The organism is Pseudomonas palmensis (assembly GCF_017848315.1).
GTDB lineage: Bacteria > Pseudomonadota > Gammaproteobacteria > Pseudomonadales > Pseudomonadaceae > Aquipseudomonas > Aquipseudomonas palmensis.
This window is the reverse complement of record NZ_JAFKEC010000003.1, coordinates 118,366-134,594: the sequence shown is the minus strand read 5'-3', so window position 1 is coordinate 134,594 and position 16,229 is coordinate 118,366. Positions and strand designations below refer to the sequence as shown.

Annotated in this window: 15 protein-coding genes; 5 read left to right on the top strand and 10 right to left on the bottom strand. The window is 64.0% G+C overall.

The genetic code is table 11. The annotated features are described in order from the left end of the window. Positions 1–27: 27 nt before the first annotated feature. Together JZZ72_RS03130 and zigA are read right to left on the bottom strand one after the other, a co-directional pair. Positions 28–627, bottom strand: a complete 600-nt coding sequence (locus tag JZZ72_RS03130; RefSeq protein ID WP_043861514.1) for a DUF1826 domain-containing protein — start codon at positions 625–627, stop codon at positions 28–30. Next, complete coding sequence (gene zigA / locus JZZ72_RS03125; protein WP_088513960.1) at positions 627–1,835, bottom strand: zinc metallochaperone GTPase ZigA; 1,209 nt, start codon at positions 1,833–1,835, stop codon at positions 627–629. Before zigA ends, JZZ72_RS03130 begins: the two co-directional genes overlap by 1 nt. 93 nt (positions 1,836–1,928) lie before the next feature. Here zigA and JZZ72_RS03120 point away from each other — a divergent pair, with 93 nt between their 5' ends. Continuing rightward, the gene (locus JZZ72_RS03120) at positions 1,929–2,306 is read left to right on the top strand and encodes a glutamine synthetase (RefSeq protein ID WP_123753557.1); all 378 of its coding nucleotides are present in this window, start codon (positions 1,929–1,931) and stop codon (positions 2,304–2,306) included. 75 nt (positions 2,307–2,381) lie between these two features. Then, positions 2,382–3,281 (top strand): GTP cyclohydrolase FolE2, encoded by a 900-nt coding sequence (folE2, locus tag JZZ72_RS03115; protein WP_210014029.1) that lies wholly within the window; start codon positions 2,382–2,384, stop codon positions 3,279–3,281. On the opposite strand, the gene JZZ72_RS03110 is transcribed toward folE2, so the two are convergent. Beyond that, on the bottom strand, positions 3,282–3,809 hold the full coding sequence (locus JZZ72_RS03110) for a DUF3617 domain-containing protein (protein WP_043861510.1): 528 nt from the start codon (positions 3,807–3,809) through the stop codon (positions 3,282–3,284). It lies immediately after the preceding gene. 128 nt (positions 3,810–3,937) lie between these two features. On the opposite strand from JZZ72_RS03110, the gene cls reads away from it, so the two are divergent. Beyond that, positions 3,938–5,377 (top strand): cardiolipin synthase, encoded by a 1,440-nt coding sequence (gene cls / locus JZZ72_RS03105; RefSeq protein ID WP_043861509.1) that lies wholly within the window; start codon positions 3,938–3,940, stop codon positions 5,375–5,377. A 9-nt stretch (positions 5,378–5,386) separates the two neighbouring features. Here the strand turns inward: cls and cfaB are convergent, their stop codons facing one another. Beyond that, positions 5,387–6,571, bottom strand: a complete 1,185-nt coding sequence (gene cfaB / locus JZZ72_RS03100) for a C17 cyclopropane fatty acid synthase CfaB (RefSeq protein ID WP_054916443.1) — start codon at positions 6,569–6,571, stop codon at positions 5,387–5,389. 188 nt (positions 6,572–6,759) lie between these two features. On the opposite strand from cfaB, the gene lpdA reads away from it, so the two are divergent. Further along, positions 6,760–8,160 carry a dihydrolipoyl dehydrogenase gene (gene lpdA / locus JZZ72_RS03095; protein WP_058541962.1) on the top strand — a complete coding sequence of 467 codons (1,401 nt, stop codon included), beginning with the start codon at positions 6,760–6,762 and terminating at the stop codon, positions 8,158–8,160. A gap of 77 nt (positions 8,161–8,237) precedes the next feature. Here the strand turns inward: lpdA and hcnC are convergent, their stop codons facing one another. From hcnC to hcnA, 3 genes are read right to left on the bottom strand one after another with little or no spacing between them, the layout of a single operon-like run. Then, positions 8,238–9,482 carry a cyanide-forming glycine dehydrogenase subunit HcnC gene (gene hcnC / locus JZZ72_RS03090; RefSeq protein ID WP_058541963.1) on the bottom strand — a complete coding sequence of 415 codons (1,245 nt, stop codon included), beginning with the start codon at positions 9,480–9,482 and terminating at the stop codon, positions 8,238–8,240. Beyond that, complete coding sequence (gene hcnB, locus JZZ72_RS03085) at positions 9,479–10,882, bottom strand: cyanide-forming glycine dehydrogenase subunit HcnB (RefSeq protein WP_043861505.1); 1,404 nt, start codon at positions 10,880–10,882, stop codon at positions 9,479–9,481. Before hcnB ends, hcnC begins: the two co-directional genes overlap by 4 nt. Beyond that, complete coding sequence (gene hcnA / locus JZZ72_RS03080; protein WP_043861504.1) at positions 10,879–11,193, bottom strand: cyanide-forming glycine dehydrogenase subunit HcnA; 315 nt, start codon at positions 11,191–11,193, stop codon at positions 10,879–10,881. The genes hcnB and hcnA overlap by 4 nt, the downstream gene beginning before the upstream one ends. 176 nt (positions 11,194–11,369) lie before the next feature. Here hcnA and JZZ72_RS03075 point away from each other — a divergent pair, with 176 nt between their 5' ends. After that, a complete protein-coding gene (locus JZZ72_RS03075; protein WP_235593731.1) occupies positions 11,370–13,583 on the top strand; it encodes an LTA synthase family protein in 2,214 nt (737 codons plus the stop codon). Positions 13,584–13,723: 140 nt separating this feature from the next. On the opposite strand, the gene JZZ72_RS03070 is transcribed toward JZZ72_RS03075, so the two are convergent. Genes JZZ72_RS03070 through JZZ72_RS03060 form a run of 3 tightly spaced genes read right to left on the bottom strand, consistent with a single transcriptional unit; the run spans position 13,724 to position 16,229 of the window. Further along, on the bottom strand, positions 13,724–14,941 hold the full coding sequence (locus JZZ72_RS03070; protein WP_058541964.1) for a pyridoxal phosphate-dependent aminotransferase: 1,218 nt from the start codon (positions 14,939–14,941) through the stop codon (positions 13,724–13,726). Then, positions 14,938–15,567, bottom strand: a complete 630-nt coding sequence (locus tag JZZ72_RS03065; RefSeq protein ID WP_058541965.1) for an RraA family protein — start codon at positions 15,565–15,567, stop codon at positions 14,938–14,940. The genes JZZ72_RS03070 and JZZ72_RS03065 overlap by 4 nt, the downstream gene beginning before the upstream one ends. Next, positions 15,564–16,229 (bottom strand): RraA family protein, encoded by a 666-nt coding sequence (locus JZZ72_RS03060; RefSeq protein WP_058541966.1) that lies wholly within the window; start codon positions 16,227–16,229, stop codon positions 15,564–15,566. Before JZZ72_RS03060 ends, JZZ72_RS03065 begins: the two co-directional genes overlap by 4 nt.

Below are 16,229 nucleotides of genomic sequence, written 5' to 3'. Positions count from 1 at the left end.
AGGAAGGATACGCACTATGCTGCGCGCTCAGGCCATCCAGTCAAGCGTCAGCATAAGGCGGCGCTGCCCCGCAGGTACCGCCGGCGAACGGTGCACCAGCCCCTGCCCCTCATTGCCCAGCCACCTCTCGCCCTTGAGCACGGCCACATCACCGGTCGACAACTGCTCCACCTGCACCGCATCGGGCGCCGTCAGCCATTCACTGCCGGGGCCCGCATAGGTACAGATCAGCCGCGCCGGCACGTGGTCGACGTGAAAACGCGGGCACATTGCGCCCTCCAGTGCGCGCAGGCGCAGGCCCACCCGACGCGCGTCGAGCAAGCAGGCGTAGGCGCCCACCAGCCAGCGCACATCGCAGATGAACCCCTCATACCCCTGCAGATCGGCATACGCTGCCGCCAACCCGCGCAGGGCGGGTGCGTCGTCATCTGGCTGCAACTCCAGGGTCAGGGACTCGGCCAGCGGCTGCCCAAGGGACAACAGCACCTGGGCAAAATCGGCCACATGCACCGGCAACTGGCGCTGCCACACGGCCAGATTGACGCCATCCTGCAGCACCTCGGTCAGCACCTGGGGCGATTCGCCGACTGTTTGCCGGGCGCTGCCACGGCGTTTCAGGGCCAGCATCAGGCCGCCTCTTCGTCGTGCCAGTCGCCAAACGGGTCGGGCAGGCGTTGCCAGCCCTCGGCGCCCAATGCCATTTCTTCATCGCTCAGCAGGCAGGCGCCCAGCTCGGCATCCAGTTGCGCAAAGTCGATGTGCTGCCCGATGAACACCAGCTCCTGTCGGCAATCGCCGCATTCGGCCGTCCAGTGCTTGAGGATCGCCGCCGCGTCCTGCGGGTCCTGGGGCCATTGCCCGCGTGGTACGAAACGCCACCAGCGACCGGCAAAGCCGTGGCGCATCATGCCGCCGGCCTGGGACCAGCTGCCGGCTTCCTGGTGCTTGCTGGCCAGCCAGAAAAAGCCCTTGGAACGCAACAGGCGGCCGTTGCTCCAGGGCCTGTGGATAAAGTCGAAAAAACGCTGTGGGTGCAAGGGGCGGCGGGCCTGCCAGGTGGTGGCGGCAATGCCGTACTCCTGGGTTTCCGGCACATGCGTACCGCGCAGTTCCTGCAGCCAGCCCGGCGCCTGGGCAGCACGCTCGAAGTCGAACAGGCCGGTATCGAGAATCTGCGCCAATGGCACCTGCCCCATCACCATCGGCACGATCTGGGCGTGGGCATTGAGCGAGCGCAGAATGGCGCAGAGTTCTTCGCGCTCATCGCTGCCGATCAGGTCGATCTTGCTCAACAGGATCACATCGGCGAACTCGACCTGCTCGATCAGCAGGTCGCTGATGGAACGTTCATCGCCCTCGCCCAGGGTCTCGCCGCGCGAAGCCAGGCTGTCGGCGGCCTGGTAGTCACCCAGGAAATTCAGCCCGTCTACCACCGTGACCATGGTGTCCAGCCGCGCCTGGTCGGCCAGGCTGCGGCCTTGTTCATCACGGAAGGTAAAGGTTTCGGCTACCGGTAGCGGCTCGGATATGCCGGTGGACTCGATCAACAGGTAATCGAAACGCCCCTCGCGGGCAAGCCGCGCGACCTCTTCGAGCAGATCTTCGCGCAGGGTGCAGCAGATGCAGCCATTGCTCATCTCGACCAGTTTTTCTTCTGCACGATTGAGGCTGACGTTGCGCTGCACTTCGCTGGCGTCGATATTGATTTCACTCATGTCGTTGACGATCACCGCCACCCGCAGGTTGTCGCGGTTACGCAGCACATGGTTGAGCAGGGTGCTCTTGCCGGCACCTAGAAAGCCGGACAGCACGGTAACGGGGAGACGGTCGGTCATGGCGCAAATACCTCATCAGGGCGTCGGAGCATTCGAAGGATGCCTTTTTCAATGTTATATTATAACAATGCAATTTAGCCAATCGGAGATTGGATGAAAACCTTCGTACTGCTTTCGCTCCTGCTGATCCCCGTCGCGACGGTTCACGCCGAGATGACGCGCAGTGAGCCTGCCCAATGCACGCGCAGCGCCAACCTGCTGGCCTGCCAAGATCGCGATGGCAATGTGTACAGCGTGCACAGCCAAGGCAACACCCAGTACGTGCGCGGCCTTGAGGTGCTGGGGCAGCGGCGCTGGGTACAAACCAACAGCCTCTATGGGCCGCTGACCTTCTACACGGGCCTGGCCAGCGACGGCGAAGCTTGGGTCGGCTATAGCCGCCGGGTGGGTTGGACCACGCAGAACCGGGTGTCCAGCTCCAGCGGCCAACGCTTCAGCCTGCGTTGCAATCGCCTTGGGGGCTGCGAGTGAGGACTCGGAAAAAGCTATGATGAATGAATCGTTATAATGTAACGTATCGGTTTTTAATTCAGCGATGGTTTCAGCATGAACGCCCTGACCCTTCCCGATATCGCCGCTCAAGCCAGCCAGCAATCCATGCCTCTGGAATGGGTTGGCATGTGCGGCATCGCACTGCCTATCACACTCGACGGCGTGCAGGTACGCGCCAGCGCCGATGCCGGCGTCAGCCTGGATGATGGAGCCTCGCGGGGGATTCACATGTCGCGCCTGTACCTCGCGTTGGAGGCATTCGAGCACGCGGCGTTTTCAGTAGGGTTGGTGCGCCAGGTCCTGGAACGGTTTATCGACAGCCATCAGGGCCTCTCGACCACCGCTTACCTGCGTCTGGGCTTTGAATTGTTGCTCAAGCGGCCTGCGCTGGTCAGCCCGCTGGCAGGCTGGAAGGCTTACCCGATGAGTGTGGACGCGCGTTTGGAAAACGGAGTGTTCCACGTGGAACTAAACGCACAAGTCGAGTATTCCTCGACCTGCCCATGCTCCGCCGCGCTCGCCCGCCAATTGATTCAGCAGCAGTTCGTCGATGATTTCGCCAACCGCAGTAACCTCGATCATGCTGCCATCCTGCATTGGCTCGGCACTGCCCAAGGCATCGTGGCAACACCACACAGCCAACGCAGCACGGCCCATCTGCACCTGCGCCTAGCCCCAGGCGAGGAGCAAATGCCCTTTCGACAGCTGATCGACCTGGCCGAGGCAGCTCTCGGCACTGCTGTGCAGACAGCCGTGAAACGAGCCGACGAACAGGCGTTTGCGCTGGCCAACGGGCAGAACCTGATGTTCTGCGAAGACGCCGCGAGGCGCCTGCATCTGGCCCTGCAACCGCTGCCGTGGATCGACGGCTTCAAGCTGCGTGTGGAACATGCCGAAAGCCTGCATGCCCACGACGCTGTCGCGCAAAGCCAATGGCAGTGGCACCCGCGCTGATCAGGTGCGCGGCTTGACCGTGCCGCAATCGTTGCCCAGCCACACCGCACGGGTGTTCATGCTGCCCTTTTGCTCAACACCGGACGCATTGAACGTGCCGCTGACCTTGGTCAGAAATTCCCGATCGCTGAGAAACTGCGCTTCACCGTTGCCTTGAGCCTTGGGGCAACTGAAGGTGAACTTCCACACATTGCCGTTGCGCTCGGTGATCTTCTGCGTGCACCCCGACTGCGGGTCTTGCAGCGGAATGTCGTTGGTCTGAACCTGCTCCTGGGTCAGGCACGAACGCACCCCTTTGCCCCCGACGCTGATGCCTTGCTTGGCCAGGCCACCCTCGATCATCGCGCGCTGCTCGGGCGGCAGGTTCTTCAACTGGCCGAGCATGAATTCCATGTCGGGCAGTGGCTTGCCATCGACCTGCATGTTGCTGCTGGTCAACTCCCACAGGCCCGGTTGCAACATCTGCGCATGCACCAACGGGCTCGCCAGGCCCAGTACCAGTGCCAGCATCGGCAGACGACTTTTCATGTAGTGACTCCTTCAGAATCCGGCCCCAAGCCGGAACACAGCTTAGACGCGTTTTCGTGCTTTCAGTTGCAAGTGCAGGCGCGAACGTGCTCTGTTAGCGGGCAGTGCCCTCGGATAGCAGAATGTGTATGGATTACCACAGCCCTTACTTCTTCGGTTACCTCATCGGTGTGATTCACCTGCTGGGCGTGATTGCCGCCCTGCATGCCGTGTTCACCGTGCGCACCGCCCAAGGTGCAATTGCCTGGGCCATGTCGCTGCTGTTTATCCCCTACTTCACGCTGATTCCGTACCTGGTGTTCGGCAGTCGCACCTTCGACGCCTACATCCAGGCCCGCCGCCAGGCCAACCGCGAAATGCACGTGGCCATGGCCGACCTCAACTGGCGCCCCTGGGTGGAAGAGGCGCTGACCGCGCGCAACTCCGAATCCTATGCGGCGCTGCGGGCCATGCCCAAGCTTGGGCGCATGCCGTGCCTGGCCAACAACCAGGTCAGCCTGCTGATCGACGGGCAGGCCACCTTCGACGCGATCTTCAAGGCGATAGAAGCGGCCCACGACACGGTACTGATCCAGTTCTTCATCATCCACGACGACGGCATCGGCCGTGAGCTCAAGGCGCTGCTGCTGAGAAAGGCCGCTGAAGGGGTGAAGATCTACGTGCTGTTCGACAGCGTTGGCAGTCACGCCCTGCCCTCCGCCTATATACAGAGCTTGCGCGAAGGCGGCGTGAACATCCGCGCCTTCGCCACCCGCCGCGGTTGGTTCAACCGCTTCCAGGTCAACTTCCGCAACCATCGCAAGATCGTGGTGGTCGACGGCATGCTGGGGTTCATGGGGGGCCATAACGTGGGCGACGAATACCTGGGCGGCAACCCCAGGCTATCGCCCTGGCGCGACACCCATGTGCAGGTCAGCGGCCCGGTGCTGGCCTGCCTGCAGGAATCCTTTGCCGAAGACTGGTACTGGGCGGCGCGCCAGTTGCCGCCACTGATCCTGCCCGACACCTACCCCGACAACGGCGTACTTTGCCAGGTACTGGCCAGCGGGCCGGCCGATCCGCAGGAGACCTGTTCGCTGTTTTTTGTCGACGCCATCCACGCGGCGCGCGAGCGGCTCTGGATCACCAGCCCGTACTTCATTCCCGACGAGGCCGTGTCGGCCGCGCTGCGCCTGGCGGTGTTGCGGGGCGTCGACGTGCGTATCCTGATTCCCTCGCGCCCTGACCACCGTATCGTGTACGCCGCCTCCAGCCTGTTCGCCTTCGAGGCGGTGCAGGCCGGGGTGCGCATGTTCCGCTACGGGCCGGGGTTTCTGCACCAGAAGGTGGTGCTGGTCGACAACGAAGTCAGCGCCATCGGCAGTGCCAACCTGGACAACCGCTCGTTCCGCCTGAACTTCGAAATCATGCTGCTGACCGTAGACCTTGCCTTTGCGGCGCAGGTCGAAGCCATGCTCCAGCACGACTTCGACCAAGCGCGGGAAATCACCCCCGAGGACAGCCAGCAGACGCGCCGCCTGCAACAACTGGGGATGCGCATCGCCCGACTGATCTCGCCGATCCTCTGAGCGCGACTGTCAGCGGTACAGGTCCTCGCGGGTCAGCGGCAGGTCGTGGCCACCATCGGCGAACGGCTTGACTGCCAGAATCTGGTGCAGGTTGATCCAGCCCTTGGCAAAGGCATAGGAGCAACCGGCCAGGTACAGCCTCCAGATGCGCAGGGCCTTTTCCGGCACCAGGCTCGCGGCCTTGTCCAGCTGGCTTTCCAGGCGATCGCTCCACTGCGCCAGCGTCCGTGCGTAATGCAGGCGCAGGCTCTCGACGTCGACCACTTCCAGCCCCGCTTCGCTGATACGCGCACTGATCATCGACAGGTGCGGCAGCTCGCCATGGGGGAACACATAGCGCTCGATGAAATTGCCCGCGCCGCGCCCCACCGGGCGCCCGTCCACATGCTTGGCGGTGATGCCGTGGTTCATCACCAGGCCGCCTTCGCGCACCGCGCCGAACAAGCGCTGGCAGTACAACGCCAGGTTGGCATGCCCCACGTGTTCGAACATGCCGACACTCACCACCTTGTCGAAGCGACCGTCCTGGGGCAGGTCGCGGTAGTCGAGAATCTGCAGTTCCACCTGATCTTCAAGCCCTTCTGCCTTGACCCGTTCACGCCCCAACTTGAGCTGCTCCTTGCTCAGGGTGATGCCGAACACCTTGGCGCCGAACTCACGTGCGGCATAACGTGACAACCCACCCCAGCCACAGCCCACGTCCAGCAGGTAGTCGCCCTGCTTGAGCCGCAGCTTGCGGCACAGGTGCTCGAACTTGTTCTGCTGGGCCTGCTCAAGGGTGTCGCCGGGGGTCTTGAAGTAGGCGCAGGAATACGCCATGTCGCGGTCCAGCCACAGCTGGTAGAAATCGTTGGACAGGTCGTAGTGGTAGGAAATGGCCGCCGCGTCGGTGGCCTTGTCATGCTCGCTGCGCACCGGCTGGTCTTCTTCCTCGTCCGTGAGCAACGCCTGACTGAGCTCGTCGCACACGCGGATGACTTCGCCGATGGTGCCCTCCAGTTCCAGCTTGCCCTCGACGAACGCCGCGCCCAGCTCATCCAGGCTGGGGTGGGTCAACTGGCCGATCAGCTGGGGATCCTTGACCACGATGGTGACCTGCGGCTGGGGGCCGAGATCGAATTCGTGACCATCCCAAAGCTTGAGTCGCAAGGGCAACCGCAGGCTTTGCAGAACAGGTGGAAGTTGCGCAAGCATGAAATGAGCCTCCCGTAATCTTCGGACGTCTGCACAAAAGGGTAGCCCATCCTCAAGAACAGGGAGGCATGCCGGACTATCGTCGTAGACCGGCCGATGCAAAAAGGTAGTGGCATAAATTGTATACAACCTCCAGATCGGCCCCTAACCTTGGCGGCATTGTCGATTCTTCATCCGGGAGTACAACAATGAAAACCTATGATGTCGTGATCATCGGCGGCGGCCCTGGCGGCTACAACGCTGCCATTCGCGCAGGCCAGCTGGGCCTGAGCGTGGCCTGTGTCGAAGGTCGCCCGACCCTCGGTGGCACCTGCCTGAACGTTGGCTGCATGCCGTCCAAGGCCCTGCTGCATGCCTCCGAACTCTACGAAGCGGCTGCCGGCAGCGAGTTCGCCAACCTCGGTATCGATGTCAAGCCAAGCCTGAACCTGGCGCAGATGATGAAACAGAAGGACGAGAGCGTCGCGGGCCTGACCAAGGGCATCGAGTTCCTGTTCCGCAAGAACAAGGTCGACTGGATCAAGGGCTGGGGCCAGCTCGATGGCGTGGGCAGGGTCAAGGTCACCGATGACCAAGGCGCCGTGACCGAACTGCAGGCCAAGGACATCGTCATCGCCACCGGGTCCGAGCCGACTCCGCTGCCCGGCGTGACCATCGACAACCAGCGCATCATCGACTCCACCGGCGCCCTCGCCCTGCCCCAGGTGCCCAAACACCTGGTGGTGATCGGCGCGGGCGTGATCGGGCTGGAGCTGGGCTCGGTGTGGCGCCGCCTCGGTAGCCAGGTCACCGTGGTGGAATACCTCGACCGTATCTGCCCCGGCACCGACGAAGAAACCGCCAAGACCCTGCAGCGCGCATTGGCCAAGCAAGGTATGAGCTTCAAGCTGGGCAGCAAGGTGACCCAGGCCACGCCGTCGGCCGACGGTGTCAGCCTGACCCTCGAACCGGCCGCCGGCGGCACCGCCGAAACCCTGCAGGCCGACTACGTGCTGGTCGCCATCGGCCGTCGCCCCTACACCCAGGGCCTGGGCCTGGAAACGGTAGGCCTGCAGACCGACAAGCGCGGCATGCTCGAGAACCAGGGCCATCGCACCAGCGTGCCGGGCGTGTGGGTGATCGGCGACGTCACCAGCGGCCCGATGCTCGCCCACAAGGCAGAAGACGAAGCCATCGCCTGCATCGAGCGCATCCACGGCAAGGCCCACGAAGTGAACTACGGGCTGATCCCGGGGGTGATCTACACCCGCCCCGAACTGGCCAGCGTGGGCAAGACCGAAGAGCAGCTCAAGGCCGAAGGCCGCGCCTACAAGGTCGGCAAGTTCCCGTTCATGGCCAACAGCCGGGCCAAGATCAACCACGAGACCGAAGGCTTCGCCAAGGTGCTGGCCGATGCCGAAACCGACGAGGTACTCGGCGTGCACCTGGTTGGCCCGTGCGTCAGCGAGATGATCGGTGAGTACTGCGTGGCCATGGAGTTCTCGGCCTCGGCCGAAGACATCGCCCTCACCTGCCACCCGCACCCGACTCGCTCCGAGGCCTTGCGCCAGGCGGCGATGAACGTCGAAGGCATGGCCATGCAGATCTGACCCCGGTCAGCCTGCACGCTTGATCCGTGCGCCTGAACCGACGGCGACCATCACCGCAGGTTCAGGCACGCACCGGGTCAGGCCTGGGCGGCTTTGGGCTCAGTACCGAAGCGGTCCGCGAGGAACGGCGTCAGGTCCAGCGGCAGTGCCTCCTCATGCAGGACCTTGTCGATCAGCACGCCAGTGATCGCCGAGGTCAGGATGCCGGTGCGAAAGTGCCCACAGGCATTGAGGTAGCCACTCACGCTCTGCACCGGGCCGAGAATCGGCAGCTCGTCCGGCGAACCGGGACGCAGGCCTGCCCAGCTGCGCTTGAGGTTGATCTGCGCCAGCTCCGGAATGCAGCGCACCGCGCCCTGCACCAGACCGTTGATTTCCGGATAGGTGGTGGTGACGTCGAAGCCCTTGTCTTCGGTGGTGCTGCCGATCAGGATCTCACCGTTGTCCTTCTGCGCCATGTAGCAATCGGCGGTGGTCAGGCAGCCCTGCAGCAGCTTGGGCATGCGCTCGGTGAGCAGGATCTGGCCCTTGACCGGCTTGACCGGAATGCTCAGGCCGGTGGCCATCTCGCTCAGTTCTGCCGCCCAGGCGCCGCCGGCGTTGATCAGGGTCTGGCAGTGAAACTCGCCTTCCACGTCGGTCTTGACCCCCACCACCCGGTCGCCTTGGTGCAGCACGCCGGTGACGTTGGTGTTGAGGAACAGGTCGACGCCGTTCTGCCGCGCACCTTCGGTGTAGGCATCGGCCAGACGGAACGGGCTGACCTGGTGATCGCACAGGAACTCCAGCGCGCCGTGGGCATGGTGGCTGACGGCTGGCTCGGCCTTGCGCAGGGCATCGCGGTCGAGCCAGCGAACCTCGTGGGCCAGGTGCGGGATCTGCGCGACGATATGCTCGGCGTACAGGCGGTCCTCGTCGTCGTAGATCACGTACTTGAGGCCGGTGCGCTCGAACTTGAAGTCCATGCCGTGGCGCTCCATCAGCTCCTGGTGCAGGCCGGGGTACAAGGCATTGGATTGCAGCGCGAAGTCGAAGAACGACTGCGGCAGGATGTGCGGGGTGCTGGAATCGACCGCCACGGCGGCGCCGTTGGCTTCGCGCTTGTGCTTTTGCGACATCATGCGAAAGAAGATCACCCCGCAGCCCAGGCCGACCGATTCGCCGATCGCCCACAACCCGCCCGCCGAGGCACGGGTAGCGTTGCCGGGGCGCTTGGCGTCGATCAGCGCGATCCTGAGGTTGCCACGCTTGGACAACTGGTAGGCGCAGGAAGCGCCGATCACACCGCCGCCGGCGATGACCACATCATAGGTTCTGTTCATGCTTCAGCTTCCGTGCCGAGGTTCTTGAATGCGGAGAAAGGGATCGGGTCGATGGGGAACCGCGGGCGCAGCCAGCCCACATCGGCACGCCCGGTGGCCTGGCGCAGGCGATCGTTGCAGTAGCCCACGCACATGCGGCCCTGGCAATCGCCCATGCTCACGCGGGTGCGCATCTTCAGCCCGGCCATGTCCTGTACACCCTGCTCCAGGGCGCGGTCGATGTCGCTGCGGGTGACGTGCTCGCAGCGGCAGATGACGGTGTCGGGTGCGGGCAGCGTGATCTGCTCAGTGCCGCGCAGTGTGTAGCGGTCTACCCCGGCACGAAAGCGCTTGATCGCGGCCAGCTTGCCCAGGTAGCGCTCGCGCAGGTCCAGCGCCTGTTCGGGGGTGATGACCTGAGCCTGGTGCAGGATCGACACGGCGGCGATGCGCCCGGTGAGCATCGCGGCTTCGCCACCGCGAATCCCGCCCATGTCACCGGCCAGGTGAATGTGCGGCTCGCTGCTCTGTTGCCACACGTTGCTTTCGGCGCGCAGGTAGCCGTCTTCGTTGAAGCCGTGGGCCAGGCCCATCTGCTGGCTGAGCTGGGTGCGCGGAATGAAGCCGTAGCCCACGGCCAGGGTCTGCGCCGAAACGCGCTGCACACGGCTGATGTCCGGCTGCCAGTTGTCACTATAGGGGGCCAGGCGCACTTCGGTGAGTTCGCCCTCGCCGTTGGCACCTACCACGCCCCAGCCGTAGTTCATGGGGATACCGTTGAGCTTCAGATAACCGAGCATGCTCAGGCCGTCGAGAAACAGCTGCGGCTTGTTCAGCAGCGCCAGGCTTTCCTTGGCGATCTTGCCGAAGGCACATGCCTCGTAAACCCCTTCTACCTTGACCCCGGCCGCGTGCAGTTGGCATGCCACCAGGGGCAGCAGCGGGCCGGTGCCGGCGATGACGGTGGTGCCCAGCGGCTTGACCACGCCGCTCTTGATCTGCAACTGCAGACCGCCCAGCAGCATCACGCCGGGCAGGGTCCAGCCGGGGAACGGCACGTTGCGCTCATGGCAGCCGGCGGACAGTACCAGGTGGCTGTATTCCACTTCGTGCAACTGCTCGTCGCTGTCCAGCACCATCAGGCGGTTGCCGCCTTCGCCCCCGACCACACGGGTTTCCAGGCGCACGTCGATGCGCTCGGCACAATCGGCGAACTCTTCGTGCAGGGTGTTCAGCGCGCTGGCATAGCGCTTGCCCAGGTAGCCCAGGTCGACGCCGCTGCGCAAAGGGCCGCGATAGACCACCCCGCCCAGACGCGAAGCTTCGTCGAACAGCACGCTGGAGACGCCATGCCGGGCCAGTTCGATGGCAGCCGCCATGCCTGCCGAACCGCCGCCGACTATTACCGGACGCAGGCTCATTCGACACCCTCCACGTCGAAGCGGTTGACCCCGGTTTCGACCTGCATGCCAGGCTTGACGATGGTCTGGCAGGCGCGGCGCTTGGGGCGACCGTTGATCGACACCAGGCAGCAGTGGCACACGCCCATGCCGCAGAAGGCACCCGTGACCTGGCCATGGTCGTTGCGCGCCACCTGGCGCAGGCCCACCGCGTGCAGCACGTTGAGCACGCTTTCGCCTGCCGCGGCCGGTACCGGCCGACCGTTGAGCTCGATGGTCATGTCTGCCCGCGACAGGGGCTGAATATCATGATTGCGGTCCATTGACTGCATTGCGTTTCATCCTTGAAAAGAGTGGCAGGAACCCACCACGGTAAGCCATGAAGGCGCATTCGACATTGATCCAGGCCAGAAAACTGGGTTTCGACTTGTTGCCGGAATGCTGTGGAGATGTACTGCACTTGGTACCATCACCACATTTACATGACGACATGATGACGAACGCCCCCGTGAAACGTATCTATCGCTGGTTGCAGCACCCTCGCGCTTCGCTCGCCGCACTGTTCGGGCTGCTGGTGGTGGTTCCTGTATGCCTGCGCGTGGCGAACGGCTGGGCCGATCCGCTGGGGTACCTGTCCGACGTGGGCCTCGGTGGAGCACTGGTCGTTCTGCTGTACCGTCGTCCGGTATGGCTGGCAGTGCCCGTGGTGCTGGCGTGGGGAGTGCTGAGCCTGGCCAGTGCCGAGCTGGTGGCCGCAGTAGGCCGATTGCCGACCCCGGCCGACCTGCACTACCTCACCGATGTGCAGTTCATGGAAAACTCCGCCGGTGGCAGCCTGGCCAACCCTGGCTTCGCCATTGCCCTGGGGCTTGGCCTGCTGTTGTGGCTTGCGACCCGCTGGGCGGCCCGGGCCAGACCCGTCGCGCCATTGCCGCGGCACCTGTGGGCGGTGCCCGTGACCTGCCTGCTGGTGCATGCCGGTACCCAGGCCTGGGAACCTGCCGAAGCGGACGAATGGCAGGTGTTCAACCTGCCACATCAATTGCTGGCGGTAGGCGTGGGTGAAAGCCAGGCGCGTATCGAAGACTGGCTGGAGGCCGATGTGGTCGACCCGCCCGTGGCCATGGCCGGCCTGACCCGCCTGGACCTGAGCGGCAAGCCGCTGCTCGACGCGCCCGGCAGCGCGCGCAACGTGCTGGTGGTCGCGCTGGAAGGCATCCCGGGGGCTTACCTGGACATCAACCGACGCACCCTCAACCCCGCCTACCAGGAACACCTGATGCCCAAGCTGAGCGCCTGGGCCGAACGCGGCATGAACACCCCCGACTACGTGCTGCATACCCACCAGACCATCCGTGGCCTCTACGCCATGCTGTGTGGCGACTACGACAAGCTCGACAACGGTACCCCCAAGGGGGTCGAGTTGCTGACGCAGAACCAGCGCAACCAGGAATGCCTGCCGGCGCAATTGCGCGAACATGGCTTCAGCACGCACTACCTGCAGGGTGCCGGGCTGCGCTTCATGGCCAAGGACAAGATCATGCCGCATATCGGCTTCGATACCACCCTGGGCCTGGACTGGTTCAAGAACCCCAACTACCTGGACTTCCCGTGGGGCAAGGACGACAAGGCGTTTTTCGAAGGCGCGCTGGACTATGTCGGCCAACTGCAGAAGCAGCCTGAACCCTGGATGCTCACCCTGCTGACCGTGGGCACCCACCAGCCCTATTCCGCGCCGGCAGAGTACCTCGAACGCTACGCCACGCCCAAGCAGGCGGCAGTGGCCTACCTCGACGACGCTGTGGATAACTTTCTTGCCGGGCTGGAACGTCAGGGGGTACTCAAGGACACCCTGGTGGTGATCACCTCGGACGAATCCCATGGCATCGACGGTGTACGCCTGGCGTCTTCGTGGGGCTTCAACCTGATGCTGGCGCCCGAGCAGGCACAACTGCCACAGGTGAAATCCGGCGTGTACGGTCACGTCGACCTGACCGCATCGGTGCTCGACTACTTCGGCTTCCCGGTGCCCAACGCCCTCAGTGGGCGTTCGCTGCTGCGCGACTATGACAACGGGCGTGAAATCATGTCGTTCACCAACGGCAAGCTGCGCTATCACGATGGCAATGCCACCTTCACCGAATGCGATTTCCAGCAGCGCTGCCGGTCGTATGCCAGTACCGGCTTCATTGCCGAACGCGCCAACCTGACAGATCGCTTCCGTGGCCAGCGGGCACGCCAGGTGCAGGCGCGCGCCAGCGCACTGGATCAATCAGTGATGGGCTCACCGCTGAACCAGCACTACCAGTTTGGCAGCGCGACAGTGATCCCGCTGCAGCCGCAGATCAAGGATGACTGGGCCGACAACCTGATCGGCGCGCAGTACCTGGAGATGCCCAAGGGCTCGCACACCCGGGTACGCCTGACGGTACGCTCGGCCGACCCGCAGCAGAACGCCTATATCGTGCTCAAGACCAAGGAGTTCGAGCAGGAGGTGCTGGTGGGGCTACCTACCGAGGAGATGCTGGTCACGCCGGATCAGCCCCTGGAAATGGAGTTCACGTTCGACAACAACGAGTCGCGCAAGGCGTTCTCGTTCCACCTGCTGGGGCATGGGTTGGGGGCGGTCGAAGTGAGCGACTTCAGTGTGGTGACCGAAGCGCCGGGGCAGATTGATGAGCTGGATGAAACGCTGGCGCGGTTGAACGGCAAACCCAGTTGATTCCCTGATTGTCGGTGGACAGTTCACCGGCCCTCAGCGCACAACGCGGCTGTTCAACCAGCAGAAGCGGCTGCCCGCTTTTTCCGGTGGAAGCGTGGCGCTGGAGCTGGTCGACACTGTGATAGCTTGAGGCACGCGCCTCAAGGGAGCTGACGTACGCTGTGGCAAAAACGACCGATGGCCTCGCAGGCCGCTCGCAGCGACAGGTCATCCAGCGCGTAGGCAATGCGCAGATAGCCCGGCAGGCCAAATGCGCTGCCCTGTACGACGGCAACATCGGCCTCATCCAGCAGCGCCAGCGCTACCGCCTCATCGTCGACCAGCGTGCGCCCGCCCGGGGAGCACTTGCCAATCAACCCCGTACAGTCGGCAAAGGCATAGAACGCACCCGCCGGAAGTTCGCAACGGATGCCTGGCGCCTGATTCAGCAGCGCTACCATGAAATCACGACGACGCTGGAACACTTCGCGGCTGTGGGCGATGAATGCCCTGGGGCCGTCCAGCGCGGCTATCGCCGCATGCTGGGAGATCGAACATGCCCCCGACGTCTGCTGACCTTGCAGCTTCTGCATCGCGTCGAGCAACCAGCGCGGCCCCGTGGCGAAGCCGATGCGCCAGCCGGTCATGGCGTAGGCCTTGGATACGCCGTTCATGGTCAGCGTGCGCGGCGCCAGCTGCGGTTCTACCTGGGCCAGGGTAAGAAAGTCGCGGCCATCGAAGATCAGATGCTCATAGATATCGTCCGCCAGGATCAACACCTGAGGGTGGGCCAGCAGGACCTTTGCCAGCGCTTCGAGCTCTGCACGGCTGTATACCGCACCGGTCGGGTTGGCGGGCGAGTTGAGAATGAGCCAGCGGGTCTTGGGGCCGATAGCACCTGACAATGCCTGCGGCGTCAGCTTGAAGCCTGACCCCGCACCACAAGCGAAAATGCGCGGCTCGCCACCACACAGCTGAACCATTTCGGGATAGCTCACCCAGTACGGCGCGGGGACCACCACCTCGTCGCCCTCGTTCAGCGTCGCAGCCAGGGCATTGAAGATCACCTGCTTGCCGCCACTGCCTACCAGGGTGTCCTGCCAACCGACATCCAGACCATTTTCGCGCTGGAACTTGCGCGCGATCGCTTCGCGCAGAGCGCGAAGGCCCGCCACCTGGGTGTAGCGGGTGTGGCCACTATTGATGGCCTGTATGGCTGCGGCGCGGATATGTTCCGGGGTGTCGAAATCAGGTTCGCCGGCACACAGCGAGATGATGCTGCGCCCCTCGGCGCGCAGCACGGCTACACGGTCGATGATGGCGTAAGTCGCCGAAGGCCTGGCGGCCTCCAGGCGATGATTCAGGGCTTCAAGGCTCATGGCTGCTCCTGCGGGCGGGTCAGCCCAAGCAGATCGAGCGTGGTGTGACCTTCGCGCAGCCTGGCCATCAACAGCGCCTCCTTGTCCGCACGTTGCCGGCCTTCGCGCAGGGTGCGCTCCACAGCGGCGACCGGAATGATGATCACGCCATCCTCGTCGGCAACCACCAGGTCGCCGGCGCAGACCGGGGTGCCGCTGAAGACGAACGGCTTGCCCACCGAAGGCGCGGTGGCCTTCACCGTCCCCTTGACCGAGATACCTCGCGCAAACACCGCGAAACCTCGCGCCTGGAGCGCTGCAACATCCCGCACGCCGCCGTTGATCACCAGGCCGACGATGCCGGCGGTTTCTGCAGCCACGGTCAGTACCTCACCCCAGTAGCCGGCGACGAAATCGGCGGTATCACACACCAGCACGCTGCCGCGTGGCGCCTTGGCCACGGCCAGGTGCAGGCCAAGGTTGTCCCCCGGCGCGCACTGCAGCGGGTAGGCCGGCGCGGCAATGAATGCACCGGGCCAGACGGCCCTGATCTGCCGGTCAACCGCGCACGGCAGGCCCGAGGCCTCGTAAAGGGTGGAACTGCCAAGGGCCTTGGCGATGGGTTGATAATCGTGTGGAAGGCTCATGGCTGCTTGCTCTGCAGGGTGTGATAACCGAGGGCGGCCCGGGCTTGCCTGAGGCCTTTGCCACCGGCCAGTTGCTGACGAATCTGCGCCTCGACCTGCTCGATACGGTGTGCTGTGTCGGCGACTTCCCGGGCGCGGCTGCGCGGTACGATGACCACACCGTTGGCGTCGGCCACGACGATATCGCGGGCACAGGCCCGGGCAGTGCCAACCGACACCGGCTGGTTGACGGTAGCCACTTCCACGCGGTCCTTGCCGGTGCGCATGAAGCGGCCTTTGCTGAACATCGGGTAACCGTCACCCAGTGCCTTGTTCACATCACGGCAAACGCCGTCGATGACCGTTGCGGCGACACCACGGGCCAGTGCGTACTGGGTCATGATGTCGCCCCACACCGTGCAATCGGTGCGTCCCTTATTGGCGATCACCACGACATCACCCGGGGCCACGTCATCCATGAAGTCGCCAACCGTGCCTGGCGGAGTGCCTGCGCTGACGTACTGCACGGTGAAGGCCGGACCTACCAGCACCTGGTCGTAGTTGGCCAGCGGCGCAATGCCGAAGGCCTGGCCAGCAAGGCCCAATCTGTCCAGGGCATCGGAGACGCCAGGGGTATCCAGGCCATCGAACAACGCGACGAGGTCTTTATCGGACAGGCTCAT

Excerpts from the sequence above, each read along its gene's own strand:
- JZZ72_RS03130 (WP_043861514.1), bottom strand. The coding sequence starts at position 627 with ATGCTGGCCCTGAAACGCCGTGGCAGCGCCCGGCAAACAGTCGGCGAA.
- zigA (WP_088513960.1), bottom strand. The coding sequence starts at position 1,835 with ATGACCGACCGTCTCCCCGTTACCGTGCTGTCCGGCTTTCTAGGTGCC.
- JZZ72_RS03120 (WP_123753557.1), top strand. The coding sequence starts at position 1,929 with ATGAAAACCTTCGTACTGCTTTCGCTCCTGCTGATCCCCGTCGCGACG.
- folE2 (WP_210014029.1), top strand. The coding sequence starts at position 2,382 with ATGAACGCCCTGACCCTTCCCGATATCGCCGCTCAAGCCAGCCAGCAA.
- JZZ72_RS03110 (WP_043861510.1), bottom strand. The coding sequence starts at position 3,809 with ATGAAAAGTCGTCTGCCGATGCTGGCACTGGTACTGGGCCTGGCGAGC.
- cls (WP_043861509.1), top strand. The coding sequence starts at position 3,938 with ATGGATTACCACAGCCCTTACTTCTTCGGTTACCTCATCGGTGTGATT.
- cfaB (WP_054916443.1), bottom strand. The coding sequence starts at position 6,571 with ATGCTTGCGCAACTTCCACCTGTTCTGCAAAGCCTGCGGTTGCCCTTG.
- lpdA (WP_058541962.1), top strand. The coding sequence starts at position 6,760 with ATGAAAACCTATGATGTCGTGATCATCGGCGGCGGCCCTGGCGGCTAC.
- hcnC (WP_058541963.1), bottom strand. The coding sequence starts at position 9,482 with ATGAACAGAACCTATGATGTGGTCATCGCCGGCGGCGGTGTGATCGGC.
- hcnB (WP_043861505.1), bottom strand. The coding sequence starts at position 10,882 with ATGAGCCTGCGTCCGGTAATAGTCGGCGGCGGTTCGGCAGGCATGGCG.
- hcnA (WP_043861504.1), bottom strand. The coding sequence starts at position 11,193 with ATGCAGTCAATGGACCGCAATCATGATATTCAGCCCCTGTCGCGGGCA.
- JZZ72_RS03070 (WP_058541964.1), bottom strand. The coding sequence starts at position 14,941 with ATGAGCCTTGAAGCCCTGAATCATCGCCTGGAGGCCGCCAGGCCTTCG.
- JZZ72_RS03065 (WP_058541965.1), bottom strand. The coding sequence starts at position 15,567 with ATGAGCCTTCCACACGATTATCAACCCATCGCCAAGGCCCTTGGCAGT.
- JZZ72_RS03060 (WP_058541966.1), bottom strand. The coding sequence starts at position 16,229 with ATGAGCCTGTCCGATAAAGACCTCGTCGCGTTGTTCGATGGCCTGGAT.